Raw genomic sequence first — 16,560 nt, forward strand, 5'->3', positions numbered from 1 at the left:
CTTAACGAAAATCTAAATACTGTCTGGTACAACTGGGCTAAAAATAGTCTGAAGTAACAATACCAATTGCATTCATAACCATGTCTCAACCAAATATAGAATCAATCCTACAAGAGAAGCGGCTATTCCATCCCACTACTCAATTTTCTCAAAATGCCTATGTTAGGTCTTTGGAAGACTATCAGCGCCTCTATGACCAAGCTAAAGAAGACCCCCAGCAGTTCTGGGCGGATCTGGCGGAAATTGAGTTGCACTGGTTCCGAACTTGGGACAAGGTGCTAGAGTGGGAGCCACCTTTTGCTAAGTGGTTTGCTGGCGGTAAAATTAACATTTCTTACAATTGCCTTGATAGACATCTCACCACTTGGCGTAAGAATAAAGCGGCGCTGATTTGGGAAGGGGAACCAGGGGATTCGCGGACTCTGACTTATGCCCAACTGCACCGGGAGGTTTGCCAGTTTGCCAATGTGCTGAAGCAATTGGGGGTGAAAAAAGGCGATCGCGTTGGCATCTATATGCCGATGATACCCGAAGCGGCGATCGCGATGTTAGCCTGTGCGAGAATTGGCGCACCCCACAACGTTGTCTTTGGTGGTTTTAGTGCCGAAGCTTTGCGCGATCGCTTAATTGATGCCGAGGCTAAATTGGTAATCACAGCTGATGGCGGTTGGCGCAAAGATGCGATCGTTCCTCTCAAAGAACAAGTAGATAAAGCTTTAGCTGATGGCGCAGTTCCCAACATCAAAGATGTGTTAGTGGTGCAGCGAACAAAGCAAAAAACCCATATGGAACCAGGGCGAGATCATTGGTGGCACGATTTGCAAAAAGGTGTCTCAGCCCATTGTCCCGCCGAACCGATGGACAGTGAAGATATGCTGTTCGTCCTCTACACTTCTGGCAGCACAGGCAAACCAAAGGGCGTTGTCCATACAACTGCGGGTTATAACTTATATACCCACATGACCACCAAATGGATCTTTGACCTCCAAGAAACTGATGTATATTGGTGTACCGCTGACGTAGGTTGGATTACAGGACATAGCTACATCGTCTACGGGCCACTTTCTAACGGGGCAACGACGGTGATGTATGAAGGCGCGACTCGTGCATCAAATCCTGGTTGTACTTGGGATGTAATTGAAAAATATGGCGTTACAGTTTTTTATACTGCACCGACGGCAATTCGGGCATTTATCAAAATGGGCGAACACCATCCTAAAAAGCGCAACCTTTCTTCTCTGCGGTTGCTGGGAAGCGTCGGTGAACCGATTAACCCAGAAGCTTGGATGTGGTATCACCGCGTAATTGGCCGTGAACGCTGCCCAATTGTTGATACTTGGTGGCAAACTGAAACCGGGGGAATTATGATTACACCATTGCCGGGTGCGATCGCTACTAAACCCGGTTCCGCAACTCGTCCTTTCCCTGGAATTATGGCTGATGTCGTCGATTTGGAAGGCAACTCTTTACCCGACAACGAAGGCGGTTATTTAGCAATCCGTCATCCTTGGCCAGGAATGATGCGGACAGTCTACAACGATCCTGAACGCTTCCGCCGCACCTACTGGGAGCATATCCCCCCCAAAGATGGCAACTTTATTTACTTTGCCGGTGATGGTGCTAGACGCGATGAGGACGGCTATTTCTGGGTGATGGGGCGCGTTGATGATGTGATGAATGTATCCGGACACCGCCTAGGAACGATGGAAGTAGAATCAGCGTTGGTGTCTCATCCAGCGGTTGCAGAAGCTGCGGTGGTGGGTAAACCGGATGAATTGAAGGGTGAGGAAGTATTTGCTTTTGTGACCCTAGAAGGCACTTATCAGCCGAGTGAGGAACTGAGTAAGGAATTAAAACAGCACGTTGTCAAGGAAATTGGTGCGATCGCCCGTCCTGGCGAGATTCGCTTTACTGACGCTTTGCCAAAAACGCGATCGGGTAAGATTATGCGGCGCTTGCTGCGGAGTCTGGCAGCCGGACAAGAGGTATCTGGTGATACTTCAACCTTAGAAGATCGCGGTGTCTTGGATAAGCTGCGGGAAGGAAATTAGGAGAGTCTCACGCAAAGACGCAAAAGGTTAACGCACAGGTGTAATTAACTTTATGGGGTGGGCAAAATTGCCTACCCTGTATTTTGTGAATAAAATTATTTGCTGAATTAAGATAGGGATATATACAAGAAAATGAGGGATGCACTGGGAGAGAGAGGAGAAGCACTATAGCGTTTCCTATGCTAGTGAGGTACATCCAGACTTTGCTAGTTAAAGCTTTTAGGTTCAAAGATGTACCTCACCAGACCGGGAAACGCTATATTTAAACTCTTAATAACAGAGTTTCACTCGGATGCTGGCCCCATTTTCAAACCACAATTTTTAGGAGATAAATGGCAGTATGTTGATTTTATCGTTGAGTTGGTAGGGGCTGGTTCATATATTCCTTATTTCTTTGTACAAGTCAAAACCACCAGGCAAGGATATACAAAAAAAGATAATCGCTTAAAAGTGAAATTAAAAGAAGAATCTATAATTGGTTTAGCATCGTATCCTGCACCAACTTATATAGTTGGGATTGATGAAATTAAAGAAGTAGGTTATGTAATTTCGGCTAATGGAGAAAATTTAAAATCTCTTTCAAGCCTTTCTACACAGTTTCCAATTAATAAACAAAATAGAGAAATTCTTTGGCACGAAGTAAATAATTTTTGGAGTCAATATAAAAATAATAATTTAGCTTCACAATTTTCTGACCAACAATGGAGATAAGAATATGCAAACAGAACAACCTTGGTACATTGGTCTACGTTCCGAAGCTTTGACAAAAGTTTATTTAACTCGTCGTGATGACTTAATTATTTCTCAACCGCCACAAAAAGATGCAGGAGGTTTAGATTTTTTAGTCACAATCACCAAAGATGGTAATTATAGCGGGAGAATTTTTGGTGTACAAGTAAAAGCTACAGCTTCTAGTTCTGAATTAATTCAGCAGCATAATTTTTTTAAGCTAAAAAACATCAAATATAACATAAAATCTTTCAAGGATTTACCATTTCCACTTTGCCTGTTTTTCTTTACATTAGATAATGATAAAGGTTATTACAAATGGATTTTAGAACCGATTGTCAAAGACGGAAATAATGCTGCATTGAAATTTAACGAAAATGATGAATTAAGAAACCTGAATGACCAAGAAATAGATAATATTATTGCCATAGTCAATAACTGGTATGATCATAAGATTAATTTTGTTGCATAAACAAATTTATTTAAACCTACAATAAACTGAAAAAAATTAAAGCAACGTCAAGTTGTTTTCTAAAAGCTAATACCTAGTAGTCCTCCCTCCTCACTCTCATCTGTAAGTCTAAGTCTGACAAAAGAATCAAAATTAAAATCTAACGGAAACTCTGAGCGTGGAACCATATCTGAATTTAATGTACAAATATATTGAAAACCAAGTCTTCTTGATTCTATGTCAGCCCATTGTAAAGCTAGAGATACTTGTCTCTCATCTACACCATCAAAAATTGTGCTGTCGTGAATTAGTATGCGGGGTGAAGGATCACGCTCTGACCAAAGTTGTGCTAACATTAAGTCATAACAGAATATCTTCATCTTATCAATCCCTTCACTGCCATCACGTCTAATATCCACTCGGAAACTAAAACCATTGTTTCCTACATCAATAACAAGTGTTCCAGGAACATCGTAAAGGAATCGAGAGTTAATGCGGAATAAATTAATAGCACGTTCTGCTTGCTCATTCCGTTCTCCATAGTCACGGCGTGCGCGTTGCAGTAACTGTTCTTTTTCAATTTTTAACGTACTTTTTTCTTCTTCAAATTGTTTTAATTCTTCGATGCGTTTATTAATTTCATTGAGATTAGCTACATTATCAAGATAAATTTCTTGTAGCATTGTATATTCTTCTAAAGCTCCATGCGTCTTTAGCACTTCGAGCAGTTCTGCACGCTCATTAGTTTTGGCTCTAATAAAAGTTTCTTTGGCTAATATTTCTCTTTTAAGACGTTTAATTTCGTTTCCTAAAAACTCCCGACGATTCTCTATTAATTTGCGATGAAATATTTCTACTTCTTCTAACCTTCTAATTACTAAACCTGGTAATTCAACACCTGCATTTTCATATATACGAATGACATCATCAGGTCTTGGTTCATCCTCTGATTCAAGACTAGATTGATAAAACTCCAGTAGTTTATGTTCAATAATGTTTTTATTGGTTGCTTCATGAATTTGCGATGTTAATAGATTAACAGTTGTTTCTAATTCATGGTATTGAGGTGCTACCCGAAAATTATTAAGAGTTTCTTTTCGTTCACGTAGTTGTGCTTCTATTTGAATTTTCTCAGTTTCAAGTTCACCGAGAGAGCCAAAAATTGCAATTGTGACTCCATCTTCTGTATCTTTTTTTAGTTTTTTAATATCTGTTATTAATTTTTTTTTATCATTTAAAAGCTGTAGTTCTCTTGCATCTTCCCAAGCAAGACCTAATAAGAAAGAATTATTAACTTGCTTATCCCATCCAGGTTGCTTTGAGAAATGCTCAAATGGTGTAGAAAATGCGTCTCGTCCTCGACGGATAAAGTAAGAAATTAATCCTCTAAAAGTAGGTTTGTATTTCTTAGCTTCATTATCAATGGTTAATCCAAATGTTAGGTTTCCCAAAACAGCCTTCCAGTCATCTAAACTTAGAACTTTTTGACCTTCTTGTTGTTTTGGTTGAATAGGCCAGTTATTAGTATCTCCATCAATTATTACCTGAGCTTGATCTTCAGTATTTCTTGTAACAGTGATAATTTGATTTGCAAGTGTAAGCTCTAAACTAAAAGCCCAACCACGAAGATTTCTAGAACCAAGTCCTTTAGCTGGTGGAATTTTACCTCCAAGACAAAAGTGAATAATCTCAATAAGAGTAGATTTACCCAATCCATTACGGGAATCTCTTCTCCCAGAGTCTTCAGTCCTATCTGCTAAAACTACGTTTAAACCAGGTCTAAACCGAACTGTTTTAAATGATGCTTGATTACAGCGAACAGTATGAATCATCGGTGACACCTCCGAATTAATCCTGTTTCCATGTCAATTGCTCCTATAGCGTATAGGAGATCAAGAGTTAAAACAAAACGTTCAAATGTGGCAACTTCTGGCATAGTAGCAACAGCACTCCAAAGTGATGAAACTGTTCTTGGTTGGTACAATTGTTCTAATATTTTAGCACCTACTCCCAATAAAGAATGACTAGTAGATATGTGTTTTGTGGGAAGAATCATCGCTCAAAGACCTCACATTTCTCAAAAAGGTAGTACAATACTGCTATACCAGCCGCTCGTAACTCATAATCTGAACTACGATTGCAAGAAAACTCATGCAAGGCATCCAATAAAGCATTTCCCTTTAATCCTGCCGCTCGAAGGTTGTCGTACTCCTTAGCGAATCCTGACTTCAGTTTTTCTGGAAAATCAGGAATTACATGAATCTGATTTTCAACATATTTGGCAACCATTTTTGCTTGGATAACACCGCTTGTCAGCCTCCTTTGAGCAGATCCAGTCAGTTCATTTTTAGACATTTTTGTAACTACTGGAACAACAGTATAACTTTCATCAAATTCTACGGGCATACTAAGGATTCCGTCAGTAACCATACCCAGTTCTCTGAATGTAATATTGGTCATGGCATTAACAAGTAAATCTTGCTCTTTTGGAGAATTTGATAAAGAATTTAGCTCATTTTTATATTCAGAAATTCTATCTTTTACTTCTTTGATCTGCTTTTTTAATTTTGTTTTAGGTCTGCTTTCTTCGGCAAGACGCAAATCATCTTCTAAGTCTTTAAGTAAAGTATAATCATCTTGAAGATGCTCTTCTAAGTCTTTTTGTCGCTGATGATGCAAATCCACGATTTACTCTCCTTTCAATCGCATCATCAATGCTTGCAAAGCTGCTTTTAAGTTTATTCCAGTTCCTAGTTCTAATTCACCTTCATAGTCCAAAATAAAAGGAATAATAGGTATACCAACTTTCAATCTGTGCTTGAAATCTAATCCAGGTGAATTGATAACTTCTACTAAGGCTGATTGACTAGGAGGTAAAGCAGTACCACTTTGTTGTAATTTAGTTATATTTTGCTGTATCCCTTGTAAAATAAGCTGCATTTCTCCCTCTGTTACTTGGTTAGTTTCTATTGCATCTAAAACAGTAGAAATCATAACCATTTGAGATTGATCTAACTGTTCAGTGAGGGCTGCAATTATGTTCTGTTCACCAGCGCTATAACGAGCTAGTAGTCCTTGACGCAAGTGATTAATGTTTTCATAGATAGCCTTCTGTCCAGCAGATAATCTATCTATTCTGGTGTTTATCTGTTGCAATTGGATAGCTACATTTTGCATTTGTGCAGTTGGTTCACCAGTTATCTGCACTCGCAATTCCTCATATTCGCTCTGATAACGATTAGCAGATCCGCGCAATTGCTCAATTTCTCGCCTGTACCTAGCCTGGCGACGTGGATCATCTTCGTATCGTAAGGAATCTTCATAGTCTTTGAGCAAATCTTTGTCTTGTCTAATGTTGTCTTCTAAGTGTTGGAGTCTCAGGTCGAAGTGTGAAGGCATAATTATATAATTTTACAATTATATTAAGCAGTTTCACTTAAATGTAGCGCTTAATACAGGAATACACAAAACATTAACACATAATAGTATTTTTTTATATCTCAGATATAGTGGAAATAAAAACAGATAAGAGAAAGATATTTATACGACTAAAGAATATTAGAGAGATTATGAAAGAATTGACATTACCAGACCACACCCAGTTACCAGAGTCAGACGGGACATTCGAGAAAAATGGGCAAGAATATCCTCAAAGCATCCTACTCGATGATATTGTAGGGCGCGTTCCCCAACGCACCGATTTTGATTAATCATGGAGAAAATTGGTTGAATGAATATTAATTATATTTGATGGGTTTCGATGCGTCCCCTGACGCATCCTACGGTTTGTAAAGCAACACTATTTATGATTATTTTGGCAGTAATCCCAGAGTCTTTCCAATCAGTTTGTCTAATAGACGATCAGGTAACATTTTGGGAATTATCCAGTTTATAATTGAATTTGGCACTAGACTATATCGAGTTTTAGGCTTGGGAGTCTCAAAGACTTTTCTGATGAATTTTCCCACCTCTTCAAGAGAGTATCCAGCTTTGCCTAGCTTAAGCATATATTTTTGACCAGCATTTGTTGCTTCTGCATAATCTGTTTCAGCATATCGGCTGAAATCTTGGGCAGATTCTTTATCCCAAATCGGAGTATTGACTGCACCGGGGGCAATGATAATCACATCAATTCCATAAAGCTGAAGTTCTCTCCGTAGACTATGAGAAATTCCCTCAATTGCGTGTTTACTTCCTGCATAAGCACCGATGAACGGAAAAGCTATTTTGCCACCAACCGAACTGATATTGATGATTCTTCCTGGTTGATGTTTTGCATTTTTTATCGCTCCCAGTAACGGCAAAAAAGCTTGAGTAACCGCAATCTGACCAAAGACATTCACTTCAAACTGTAACCGAATTTCATCAATAGATTGATGCATTAACGGGCCACTTGTTGCTATTCCCGCATTGTTAATCAGCCCAGTTAAACCGCTTTCACCCACAATTGCTTCCACCGATAAAGCTGCCTGTTGGATAGCTTGCTGATTAGTCACGTCAAATATTAACGGTGTAAAATTGCTGCCGAGTTCAGCCGTGAGTCGTTCAGCATCCTTTTCGTTACGCACACTGCCAAATACCTGATAACCACTGGTTACAAATTCTTTTGCTGCCCCATAACCAATGCCTGAAGAAGCCCCAGTAATTACAATAGAGTTCATGTTGAAAGTTTCTCTTTACTTAACTCCTACTGTATACTCCAGAGTCAAGCAATAGCCATGTTAATTGGTGAACTTGTAGATAAAACTGGTTTTTCAATTCATACAATCCATTTTTATCCTAAATCTAATGACCAACAGCGCCACCAGTTGCCTTGACTTTTTTGAAGAGTAAAAAGAAAAGGAATAATAAACAGTTGGGGAACACCTGCCCAAATTAACACTTCTCATATTTGCAATGCATTATATTTTTGAATTTGGGCGAGATATAGCGGTAAAATATAAATTGAACCATACAGTCCCACGCCCAGCGAAACATTTACAATACTGGCTAAACCAAAGTTGCGCCGTCCCAAAAGCCGCAAATTAATAAATGGTTGCTTGCGAGTTAATTCTATCAAGAAAAATAATCCTATAAAAATCGCCGCAATTATACTCAAGCGAACAATTAAACCTGAACTAAACTAATCTTTGCGACTACCTTATTCTAATACAACTTGTAGGGAACCTAAGCCAATCGCCATGGCGATAATTCCCCACCAGTCACCCTGTTTAAGCAAATGCTGTTGGGGTTTTTCTTGCTTAATACCATGCCAAACTCCAGCTAACATTAATAATCCGGGAATGAGATTGATATAAAAATTATACTTCCAACCGAAATTTTCTGTTAACCAACCTCCTAATGTTGGCCCAATTGAAGGAGCAAATATTTATCTAGCAGCTTTCTCGCTTTCTAAAATTCCTTTCTGCTCATAAATTGGACGAATCAATTTCCTTAGAGCAGGCAATTGCTTGCGAAAAATTATCGACCCTATAATGCAAGCTAAACCATCAATTATTAATGTATTGGAAGTGCCGATATAATTTGCTAAAATACCTCCAAATAAATTACCCAATGGTATCATCCCCAAAAACGCCATTCCATATAAGCTCATTACTCGTCCGCGTTTATCATCTTCCACGATGGTTTGTAAAATTGTATTTGCAGAGGCAATTTGGAGGATTGATCCCAAGCCAACAAACAACATTGCACACAAAGAAACTGGTAAAAACCGGGAGAAAGAAAAAGCAATCAAACCGATTCCTAAAATTGCTGGAGCCGATGCCAACAATTTGCCTAGCCCGACTACCGTTTGTCGCGTAGTCAGATAAATTCCCCCTCCTAAAGCTCCAACTCCTGATGCTGCCATCAAATAACCCTGGGCTTCTGCCCCGCTATGGAGAACTTTGTCAGCAAAAATGGGGATAAAAATCATGTATTGCATACCCATAAAACTGACTAAAGCTGATAGCAATAAGATAGAGCGAATGGGTGGAAATCTAAATGAGTAAAGAAATCCCTCTTTAATTTTTTCCCAGACATTACCCCCAGTTACTGGGATTTGCTGCGGCTGAATTTTCATTGCTAATAAAGAAGCAATTACAGCGATGTAACTCAGTCCATCCACTAAAAAACAGTAACCTACTCCGATACCAGCTATCAGTAACCCCCCAATTGCCGGGCCAATTAACCGCGCACCATTGATCATCGTTGAGTTGATAGCGATCGCATTGGCTAAATCATCTCTGCGCTCAACCAGTTCTGGGACAAATGCTTGCCGCGCTGGTGCATCAAAGGCGTTAATAAATCCTTGAAACAAGCTTAAGGCGATGATGTGCCACACCTGAATCACCCCCGTCAACGCTAGGCCAGCCAGGGCTAATGACTGAATCATCGCCAATATTTGTGTACCAATTAAGGTGCGATAGCGAGAAAAACGATCCACAAATACCCCACCGAAGGGAGCGAGAAAGAAGCTAGGAATTTGACCAGTAAATCCCACAATTCCCAGCATTAATGGGGAGTTTGTTAAGTGATAAACTAGCCAAATTGTGGCCAGTTGTGTCATCCAAGTGCCAATTAGAGATATACCTTGCCCAGCAAAAAATAGTTGGTAATTTCTTGATCTGAATGCAGGTAGTAGCGGCAGTTTTTTGGTCGCACCTTTATTAGTCATAGGATGATATTATTCTCATTTGAGGAGGCGCTGATGATCTTTGTCCAATGTCTAAAATCAGACAAATGCTTTTATTTCACCTCTACGCTAACTTCCGCAGACATCCCTGGTGTAATTCGCGAGTTATATTTTTGAATGCTCTTTTGGTCAAAAACGATTTTTACTGGGATACGCTGGACGATTTTGGTAAAGTTACCTGTGGCGTTATCCGGTGGTAATAAAGCAAACTGAGCGCCTTTTGCTTGCTGTACTTTACTCTGATCATCTTGTAGGTCTAGCTGCACTAATAACTGTCCTGGTTGTACCAGTTGGTTATCACTCACTAGCACCTGACTGACAGTTCCCGGAATCTTGCTACTCACTTGGTGGATGTGTCCAGCAACGATGGCGTTGTCTGTTTCCTGGTGGCTAGAGGTGTACTGCCAGTAACGATAACCAAAACTACCTGCGGCGATCGCACCTACACCCAATGCTGCCAAAATCAAGAAGAGCGGTTTTTTCCCCGACGGTGCCACTTCTTTTGTCCTAGGGCAGGACTTGAACCAACTGATACTCTTGCACAGTACCAAGAACATGGTGAGGCAGGGATAATTCAGCAGACTGTTGTGCAGAGATCCAAGCATAGCTAAAAGCTGGCAATTCGGAAATTGAATCTACCTTTTTACCGTGAACGGGAGTGTAGAAATTGAGCAATACAGCAGTTTTTCCACCTACTTGCACAAAATAGATCGGATGAGTTTGGAGAACTTTAGCGATCGCAGGTTGTTGGATAAAAGTTCTAAAACTAGGATTATAGTCCCCTAAAACACCAAAACTACCAGCCACAGCCAACGCCAGCCAACAGGGAACTAGCCAACCAGCCACCCAATAATCAGACGTCAACCACTTATAACCAAAGTGGTAACGACCAACCCACACCACAGGCAAAATTAACCAACCTAACCCCATAGTTAAGCCAATTGTTGCATACTTGCGAATGTCAGCACCACCCCCAGCTAAAGCCACTATACCCCCTAACAAAAGTAAAACTCCTAACACACCACAGGCATAACTGAGGTTACGGGTAATGATCCAGATATACCGAGGAAGTGGATCTTTCCTAATTTCCGGATAGTAGGATTTGCCAGGTTCCCCCATCAGACCATAAACTTGGCCTAGCCAATTTAAACCCACAGCCGCAAGCATTGCTATAAAGGGATAAAGGGTCAAACTATAGTGAGATAAACGAGTTGAGAAAATACTCAGTTCTGCAAATAGAACCAGGGGAAAACCAACTAATATCAACTGATAGCGAGGAATCGGACGACGAATCGTTAAAACCAAGCCTAACAGACCGAATAAAAACCAAGGAAACGATTTTAAAGGGACATTCCAAAAATAGAATATAACTCCATTGCGATTACGTTCTTTAGAACCTAGATCCACAACAAAATTGAACAACTGCTCAAAACTTAAATTACCGTAGCGCAGCCAGTCAAACCACAGCCAGGCGAAAGTAGGAATCAAACCTACTACCAAACCTAAATATAAAATTGGGTTAACAAGATGACGATGACGGCGATGCTCCCAAATTAAATAAGGGAATAATGCTATGATAGGTAAAAAAATCATAAAGCTTCTGACTAAGAAGCCCAAACCCAAACTTAACCCAGCCAGAAAACTCCAAAAATAGCCATATCGAGGATGTAATTCCGCTTTTAGTAAAGACAAAATAGCTAAAAGTACCAATAAAATCATCGGCACATCAGGCGTACCTAAGCGAGAGTATTGCAACCAGAGAAATTCCACACTCAAAATTGCACCAGCTAACCATGCAACCTTCTTTCCCAACAGAATTTTGCCAATTTCATAGAGCAGTAATAAGGCAAAAATACTAGCAGTCATCACAGGCAGTCGCGTACTAAATTCACTAATACCAAGCAGCTTGTATGAACTAGCAATTAACCAATAGGGTCCAGGGGTTTTATGATGGGCATTGCTCCAAGGCGCGATCCAGTCACCAGAGTCAAACATCTGGCGCGCTCGCCAAGCGTAAAGCCCTTCATCATGTGCCATTAGGCTATTCTCCCCAGAACTGAATATTAATAAGGGGAGTATCCAACCCAACAAACTAATATACGGTAATGCCACAGCTAGGCGTGTTTGCCACCAAATCGGCTGCAAGAACTTTAGTTTATATAGCATTGAATTTGATTGCAAGCGAATGCTGCCGAGCTGACTCGTTTAAGTATCATAATATTACTAAAATATATTACATAATCCTGATGGAAATAGTACCCGGAATTAAGAAAATCTTGGAATAAAGTTGTCTAAAACAAACATTTATGCTGCTAAGACCGAATCAACGCCTGAAGTTAGATGATACAGACGACAAGGTTTTTTATGCCTATCCCCGCTTTGTCACCCATGTCGATGAAGGTTTTATTCAACAGCTAACGGCATTATATCGTCAGCGACTAAAACCCAACACACGCATCCTTGATATGATGAGCAGTTGGGTGTCTCATCTGCCAGAAGAATTACAGTTTGATTATATTCAGGGACATGGACTCAACGCTGAGGAACTCACACGTAATCCTCGGTTAAATCATTACCTTGTGCAAAATCTCAACGAAAATCCCCAGCTACCTTTACCAGATCAAGAGTTTGACGCCGTTCTTAACTGCGTTTCTGTGCAGTACATGCAATATCCAGAGGCAGTATTTTCGGAAATTCACCGTGTCCTCAAACCTGGTGGCGTCGCCATTATCAGCTTTTCCAACCGGATGTTTTTTCAAAAGGCGATTCAAGCCTGGCGAGATGGAACAGAGGACTCTAGAGTCGAATTAGTCAAACGCTATTTTACCTCAGTACCGGGATTTAGCGCCCCAGAAGTCATTGTCCATAAGTCAACACTACCGAATTTCTTGCAGTGGTTAGGTGCAGCTGGAGGAGATCCGTTCTATGCTGTGATAGCTTACCGCAATGAAGCACAATAGCCATTTATCGGTTGTTTAAGGCTACTGACAATCAACTGATCAACTAGCAATAATTATCGAAAAGTTAATTTTCTGGGTTAAACACCACACAAGCGCAGATAATTGCCTCACACATATAGCATTTAGGAGAATCATTCCGTGACTTTACCCCGTGGACGCAGGATTTTAGCTGCTGTGTTGCTCTCAGTTTTATTACTGACGACAACAGCTTGTTCTACACCAGAACCCAGCCGTTTTGACCAGGTACAACAGGAAAGCACCAAGAAAAAAAGCGGTCAAGCCGTTTCCAAAGATGCAACTCAGGGTAGCAAATTGAACAAGTTCTTCCCACCGGCGGGAGACGGCTACCAGCGCGTTTATACTCAAGAGAAAAAAGGCTTCTCAGAAGCGAACTTGAAAAAAGGCGGTAAAACCGTTGCTCAACTCGCTATTTCTGACACCAGTAGCACACCGACAGCGGCGGCAAAATTTGCCAATAGCAGCAAAAAAATTGGTGGTTATCCAGCCGTAGAACAAGGCAAAACTCAAACTTCGGTTTTGGTGGGTAAGTACCAAGTGAAGGTGATTTCTAAAGATCCAGCGTTTACAACAAGCGATCGCGCCGATTGGATCGAGAAATTTAATCTTGCAGGTCTGGCGAAGTTGAAATAAGCCGCACTACAGATATTCTGATAAAAAAACCAAAATAAGGAGATTTTTGTGAGCAAATCGATTTTTGAGTTGGTTGATCAATTACCAACCAGTAACTTAACTGTGTCTATGTTGAAAGCTCTAGATTTTGTTGCTCCTGGTGAGTGGCAAAACCCTGTCGGCTTTGTCAACACTATTAAAATAGTCACTGGTGAAGACGATGAAGACCTAATTCAGCAAATTGGCGAACGAGCGATTTATCTATTTAACGACAAATCCCAAGGATACCAACGCGCTTTATGGCTCTATCAAACTGTTGATGGGACAGATAAAGCTTTGGGTGCAGCAGCTTTGGCGAATAAAGTTGGTGAGAATCTACCCATGCTGGGTTTTTTAAACTCACTCACTCCCAAACCAGACAAAGCCCAAACTATTGACCTGACCTTGAAATTAGTGGTTGAATTAGTAGCTTTCTGCCAAATTAACGGTATTCCCGGAGACAGCATTGGGGATTTTGTCGCCTCTTTGGGTGAGTATAGTGGTGAGTCCCTAATTCGGATGGTGGCATTAATTTGCGTTGATGGTTTATTACCCTTAGGCCCAGACTTCATCAACAAAGCATTGTCTAGCATTAATCAGACAAGCCCCCAGGATTTAGCACAAAACTCAACTTTCCAAAACATCAAAGATTCAATTCCAGGCAACAATGACGCTGGCAAATTAAACTTTATTGGCGAAAGCTTTGACTCAGTTAAAGGTTGGATGAGTGGTATCGTCACCGCTAATAATCTAACGCCACAAAAAGTTGTCGGCAACCTGCAAAGTTTTGTCCAACTCGCCGATGATAAGTTAGACTACCTAGCAGCATTCCTGGATGTATCAACTAATTACTATGAACACACAGGTACGCAGACTTTAGCTCGGCGCTTAATTGAACGCGCAGTAGCTGAGATTTAGATTTATTGGTAATGGGTAATGCTAGTAATTACCCATTACCAAGTATGGGTATGGGGCCTAAATATCAGGACAAGTGATAATGCATCCTTGCGGCCATATCGATAGCAGGTCTTCTCGCACCCAACCAATAACATTATTTGGGAACTTAATGCAATACCAACGATATTGACCTCCCTGTTTGTACGAATTTTCAATCGTCACCAAATCACCTGACAGCGCGTTGTGCAGAACCTTGCTTCTTAAGTTAGGAGATGAACGCACGTTAATTTTATCCCCGCGATCCCCCACTATGGTTGCATAACGCTTTTTGTCAAGCTTAAGGCTGACTAAATCGCTCCGTACCCAACCGCTTAGTGTCCCTTCCACTGTTGGTTGCACATAGTACCAGTTATCGCCATCATTTCCCACCGTAATATTCAAAACCTCCACATTACTGCCTGATGGTAAGATTTCCTCTACGGATGCTGTCAAAGATGCATCTGTTCGCAAATTACTTCTACTCGTCACGGTCCCCGGAAGAGCTATTGCAGGCAATACTCCGGTCATCAATGTTTCAAAAGTCAACAATCCTGCTGTCAACTTTGTCATTAAACCCATAAAATCTCCAGAAAATAGTTGATATACAAAGAATAAAATTGAACTTGCAAGCCACATTAACTAAATATAAATACAGAAAGAATCAGAGATTTTCCGAAAAAGCGAGTTTTGTTTAAGATGCGTTTGCCCTGGTTAATAAATAATGGGAAAGATTAGTTTTCTACTTCGGCTGCATCTCTGATGCCTAAAATGAATACACGGTTTATGAAGCGGATCTTAAATTAAAAGTTCACTTTATAATTCAAGTCACAATGGTGAATTCAATCTAAGTTTTATTCACGAATGATTTAGGATTGCTCTAGATAAAATTTGTAGTAGCGCCGACAGGAAAGACAGCGCTACTACTGACAAAATCGTTGATTAGTGTCTGCTCATTATTTATTTGCGGCTGGCTGGATATATCACCACCAAGAACAGAATTTATCCGAAATGATGAAGAGATGCTGACTAGATTTTAAGTTGAAGCGGAAATTAACCTGTCCTTGATTAATTGAAGCGAGAACGTTGTTTACGACGTTGCTTGTGTCTAGCAATTGCTTTACGCTTCTCTTTTTCTATCGGCGTTTCAAAGTGACGCTTCTTTCGCATATCTTGGAAAATTCCTGCTTTGGAAACTTCCCGCTTAAATCTTCGCAAGGCTGATTCAATACCTTCATTTTCCCCCAAAACTACTTGGGTCATTTTCATTCCTCCTATTGATGTGGATAAATAGTTACCAGCTAGAGAGAAAACAAAATATTCCAGCAGAAATGAGCCTTTGGCTTTATCTGCTGGAGACTCTAAATGTGATATTTTTAGGAAAAGGCTTAGTAACGTCGGTTATTATTGCGGGCATTATTGCCGCCCCAGTTACCACGAGGAGAACTACTTCTTTCCTCACGGGGTTTAGCCTTATTCACCTTCAAGTCACGCCCCATCCACTCAGCACCATCAAGTGCGTCAATAGCAGCTTGTTCTTGTACATCTGTTTCCATTTCCACAAAGGCAAACCCACGTGGACGGCCTGTTTCCCGGTCGGTGGGTAACTGCACACGATTAACTGTTCCGTACTCTTTAAAAGCCAGCTTCAGGTCTTCTTCTGTTACCTGATAGGACAAATTTCCAACGTAAATCGACATAGAAAAAGAGTCTCCCAAATCAGAGAGTGTAGAGAGTTAGATTCGGAGAGACGCATTTAAAAAATTAAAACGACTTACTCAACCGAAAATAATCCTTATGTCCATGAGTATAGCACAGCCTCTCAATATGTCTTCATACGGAGTAATATTCCCAGATAAAATTTGTAGGCTTAACTTGGAGAGCTGCCAATTCAAGGCTTTTGTCGCCGGTACTACAATTTTACTTGTGAAAGCAGAATTGTATAAACTAGCGATCGCCTACTAGTTGCTATCTCGAAACTCAGGCTAAATACTGAGGAATTTTAAAGATAAGGATCTTCGTTAGTTGTGGGTGTAATTGTACCATAACTAACTGCCTAAAAATTGATTCTTGTACAAATTTCCTAGCCTTTAG

The 16,560-nt window shown here is 40.5% G+C and carries 18 protein-coding genes and 1 pseudogene; 7 read left to right on the top strand and 12 right to left on the bottom strand.

Translation table 11 applies throughout. The features are described 5' to 3' along the window. Positions 1 to 80: 80 nt before the first annotated feature. From acs to CYLST_RS18275, 3 genes are all read left to right on the top strand, one after another. Positions 81 to 2,051, top strand: coding sequence for an acetate--CoA ligase (gene acs, locus CYLST_RS18265; protein ID WP_015209202.1), 1,971 nt, complete (start codon positions 81 to 83; stop codon positions 2,049 to 2,051). Positions 2,052 to 2,282: 231 nt separating this feature from the next. Continuing rightward, positions 2,283 to 2,762 carry a DUF4365 domain-containing protein gene (locus tag CYLST_RS18270; RefSeq protein WP_015209203.1) on the top strand — a complete coding sequence of 160 codons (480 nt, stop codon included), beginning with the start codon at positions 2,283 to 2,285 and terminating at the stop codon, positions 2,760 to 2,762. A 4-nt stretch (positions 2,763 to 2,766) separates the two neighbouring features. Further along, on the top strand, positions 2,767 to 3,252 hold the full coding sequence (locus CYLST_RS18275) for a DUF4365 domain-containing protein (protein WP_015209204.1): 486 nt from the start codon (positions 2,767 to 2,769) through the stop codon (positions 3,250 to 3,252). A gap of 59 nt (positions 3,253 to 3,311) precedes the next feature. Here CYLST_RS18275 and CYLST_RS18280 read toward each other — a convergent pair whose 3' ends face one another. The 4 genes from CYLST_RS18280 to CYLST_RS18295 are packed head-to-tail and all read right to left on the bottom strand — an operon-like array spanning position 3,312 to position 6,630. Then, positions 3,312 to 5,063, bottom strand: a complete 1,752-nt coding sequence (locus CYLST_RS18280; protein WP_015209205.1) for an ABC-three component system protein — start codon at positions 5,061 to 5,063, stop codon at positions 3,312 to 3,314. Further along, positions 5,060 to 5,287 carry an ABC-three component system middle component 6 gene (locus tag CYLST_RS36560; protein WP_015209206.1) on the bottom strand — a complete coding sequence of 76 codons (228 nt, stop codon included), beginning with the start codon at positions 5,285 to 5,287 and terminating at the stop codon, positions 5,060 to 5,062. The genes CYLST_RS18280 and CYLST_RS36560 overlap by 4 nt, the downstream gene beginning before the upstream one ends. Next, positions 5,284 to 5,916 carry a hypothetical protein gene (locus CYLST_RS18290; protein ID WP_015209207.1) on the bottom strand — a complete coding sequence of 211 codons (633 nt, stop codon included), beginning with the start codon at positions 5,914 to 5,916 and terminating at the stop codon, positions 5,284 to 5,286. The genes CYLST_RS36560 and CYLST_RS18290 overlap by 4 nt, the downstream gene beginning before the upstream one ends. A gap of 3 nt (positions 5,917 to 5,919) precedes the next feature. Then, on the bottom strand, positions 5,920 to 6,630 hold the full coding sequence (locus tag CYLST_RS18295; protein ID WP_015209208.1) for a hypothetical protein: 711 nt from the start codon (positions 6,628 to 6,630) through the stop codon (positions 5,920 to 5,922). A 170-nt stretch (positions 6,631 to 6,800) separates the two neighbouring features. Between CYLST_RS18295 and CYLST_RS34655 the strand changes: the two are divergent. Next, positions 6,801 to 6,926 (top strand): annotated as a pseudogene (locus tag CYLST_RS34655) (Uma2 family endonuclease); the annotation flags it as partial. A gap of 114 nt (positions 6,927 to 7,040) precedes the next feature. On the opposite strand, the gene CYLST_RS18300 reads toward CYLST_RS34655, so the two are convergent. From CYLST_RS18300 to CYLST_RS18320, 5 genes are all read right to left on the bottom strand, one after another. Then, positions 7,041 to 7,892: an SDR family oxidoreductase gene (locus CYLST_RS18300; protein WP_015209210.1), complete on the bottom strand. Its 852-nt coding sequence runs from the start codon at positions 7,890 to 7,892 to the stop codon at positions 7,041 to 7,043. A 479-nt stretch (positions 7,893 to 8,371) separates the two neighbouring features. Further along, positions 8,372 to 8,500 (bottom strand): hypothetical protein, encoded by a 129-nt coding sequence (locus CYLST_RS36380; protein WP_281172786.1) that lies wholly within the window; start codon positions 8,498 to 8,500, stop codon positions 8,372 to 8,374. A gap of 99 nt (positions 8,501 to 8,599) precedes the next feature. Continuing rightward, positions 8,600 to 9,886 carry an MFS transporter gene (locus CYLST_RS18310; RefSeq protein WP_015209211.1) on the bottom strand — a complete coding sequence of 429 codons (1,287 nt, stop codon included), beginning with the start codon at positions 9,884 to 9,886 and terminating at the stop codon, positions 8,600 to 8,602. A gap of 71 nt (positions 9,887 to 9,957) precedes the next feature. Beyond that, complete coding sequence (locus tag CYLST_RS18315; RefSeq protein WP_015209212.1) at positions 9,958 to 10,401, bottom strand: HlyD family secretion protein; 444 nt, start codon at positions 10,399 to 10,401, stop codon at positions 9,958 to 9,960. Positions 10,402 to 10,411: 10 nt separating this feature from the next. Next, the gene (locus tag CYLST_RS18320; protein ID WP_015209213.1) at positions 10,412 to 12,070 is read right to left on the bottom strand and encodes an ArnT family glycosyltransferase; all 1,659 of its coding nucleotides are present in this window, start codon (positions 12,068 to 12,070) and stop codon (positions 10,412 to 10,414) included. A gap of 140 nt (positions 12,071 to 12,210) precedes the next feature. Between CYLST_RS18320 and CYLST_RS18325 the strand changes: the two genes are divergently transcribed. The 3 genes from CYLST_RS18325 (at position 12,211) to CYLST_RS18335 (ending at position 14,451) form a co-directional block, all read left to right on the top strand. Beyond that, a complete protein-coding gene (locus CYLST_RS18325; RefSeq protein ID WP_015209214.1) occupies positions 12,211 to 12,864 on the top strand; it encodes a class I SAM-dependent methyltransferase in 654 nt (217 codons plus the stop codon). Between the two features lie 138 nt (positions 12,865 to 13,002). Beyond that, on the top strand, positions 13,003 to 13,515 hold the full coding sequence (locus CYLST_RS18330; protein WP_015209215.1) for a hypothetical protein: 513 nt from the start codon (positions 13,003 to 13,005) through the stop codon (positions 13,513 to 13,515). 48 nt (positions 13,516 to 13,563) lie between these two features. Then, positions 13,564 to 14,451: a hypothetical protein gene (locus CYLST_RS18335; RefSeq protein ID WP_015209216.1), complete on the top strand. Its 888-nt coding sequence runs from the start codon at positions 13,564 to 13,566 to the stop codon at positions 14,449 to 14,451. 57 nt (positions 14,452 to 14,508) lie between these two features. Here the strand turns inward: CYLST_RS18335 and CYLST_RS18340 are convergent, their stop codons facing one another. From CYLST_RS18340 to CYLST_RS18350, 3 genes are all read right to left on the bottom strand, one after another. Further along, a complete protein-coding gene (locus CYLST_RS18340; protein ID WP_015209217.1) occupies positions 14,509 to 15,048 on the bottom strand; it encodes an SH3 domain-containing protein in 540 nt (179 codons plus the stop codon). A 486-nt stretch (positions 15,049 to 15,534) separates the two neighbouring features. After that, positions 15,535 to 15,729, bottom strand: a complete 195-nt coding sequence (rpsU, locus tag CYLST_RS18345; RefSeq protein WP_015209218.1) for a 30S ribosomal protein S21 — start codon at positions 15,727 to 15,729, stop codon at positions 15,535 to 15,537. A 125-nt stretch (positions 15,730 to 15,854) separates the two neighbouring features. After that, entirely contained in the window at positions 15,855 to 16,166 is a 312-nt protein-coding gene (locus CYLST_RS18350) for an RNA recognition motif domain-containing protein (RefSeq protein WP_015209219.1), read from the bottom strand. Positions 16,167 to 16,560 lie beyond the last annotated feature (394 nt).

Source organism: Cylindrospermum stagnale PCC 7417 (assembly GCF_000317535.1).
In the GTDB taxonomy this organism is placed as follows: domain Bacteria; phylum Cyanobacteriota; class Cyanobacteriia; order Cyanobacteriales; family Nostocaceae; genus Cylindrospermum; species Cylindrospermum stagnale.

Bases quoted from the DNA above. Each gene is read 5' to 3' on its own strand.
- acs (WP_015209202.1), top strand. From the start codon at position 81: ATGTCTCAACCAAATATAGAATCAATCCTACAAGAGAAGCGGCTATTC.
- CYLST_RS18270 (WP_015209203.1), top strand. From the start codon at position 2,283: ATGTACCTCACCAGACCGGGAAACGCTATATTTAAACTCTTAATAACA.
- CYLST_RS18275 (WP_015209204.1), top strand. From the start codon at position 2,767: ATGCAAACAGAACAACCTTGGTACATTGGTCTACGTTCCGAAGCTTTG.
- CYLST_RS18280 (WP_015209205.1), bottom strand. From the start codon at position 5,063: ATGATTCATACTGTTCGCTGTAATCAAGCATCATTTAAAACAGTTCGG.
- CYLST_RS36560 (WP_015209206.1), bottom strand. From the start codon at position 5,287: ATGATTCTTCCCACAAAACACATATCTACTAGTCATTCTTTATTGGGA.
- CYLST_RS18295 (WP_015209208.1), bottom strand. From the start codon at position 6,630: ATGCCTTCACACTTCGACCTGAGACTCCAACACTTAGAAGACAACATT.
- CYLST_RS18300 (WP_015209210.1), bottom strand. From the start codon at position 7,892: ATGAACTCTATTGTAATTACTGGGGCTTCTTCAGGCATTGGTTATGGG.
- CYLST_RS36380 (WP_281172786.1), bottom strand. From the start codon at position 8,500: ATGTTAGCTGGAGTTTGGCATGGTATTAAGCAAGAAAAACCCCAACAG.
- CYLST_RS18310 (WP_015209211.1), bottom strand. From the start codon at position 9,886: ATGACTAATAAAGGTGCGACCAAAAAACTGCCGCTACTACCTGCATTC.
- CYLST_RS18320 (WP_015209213.1), bottom strand. From the start codon at position 12,070: ATGCTATATAAACTAAAGTTCTTGCAGCCGATTTGGTGGCAAACACGC.
- CYLST_RS18325 (WP_015209214.1), top strand. From the start codon at position 12,211: ATGCTGCTAAGACCGAATCAACGCCTGAAGTTAGATGATACAGACGAC.
- CYLST_RS18340 (WP_015209217.1), bottom strand. From the start codon at position 15,048: ATGGGTTTAATGACAAAGTTGACAGCAGGATTGTTGACTTTTGAAACA.
- rpsU (WP_015209218.1), bottom strand. From the start codon at position 15,729: ATGACCCAAGTAGTTTTGGGGGAAAATGAAGGTATTGAATCAGCCTTG.
- CYLST_RS18350 (WP_015209219.1), bottom strand. From the start codon at position 16,166: ATGTCGATTTACGTTGGAAATTTGTCCTATCAGGTAACAGAAGAAGAC.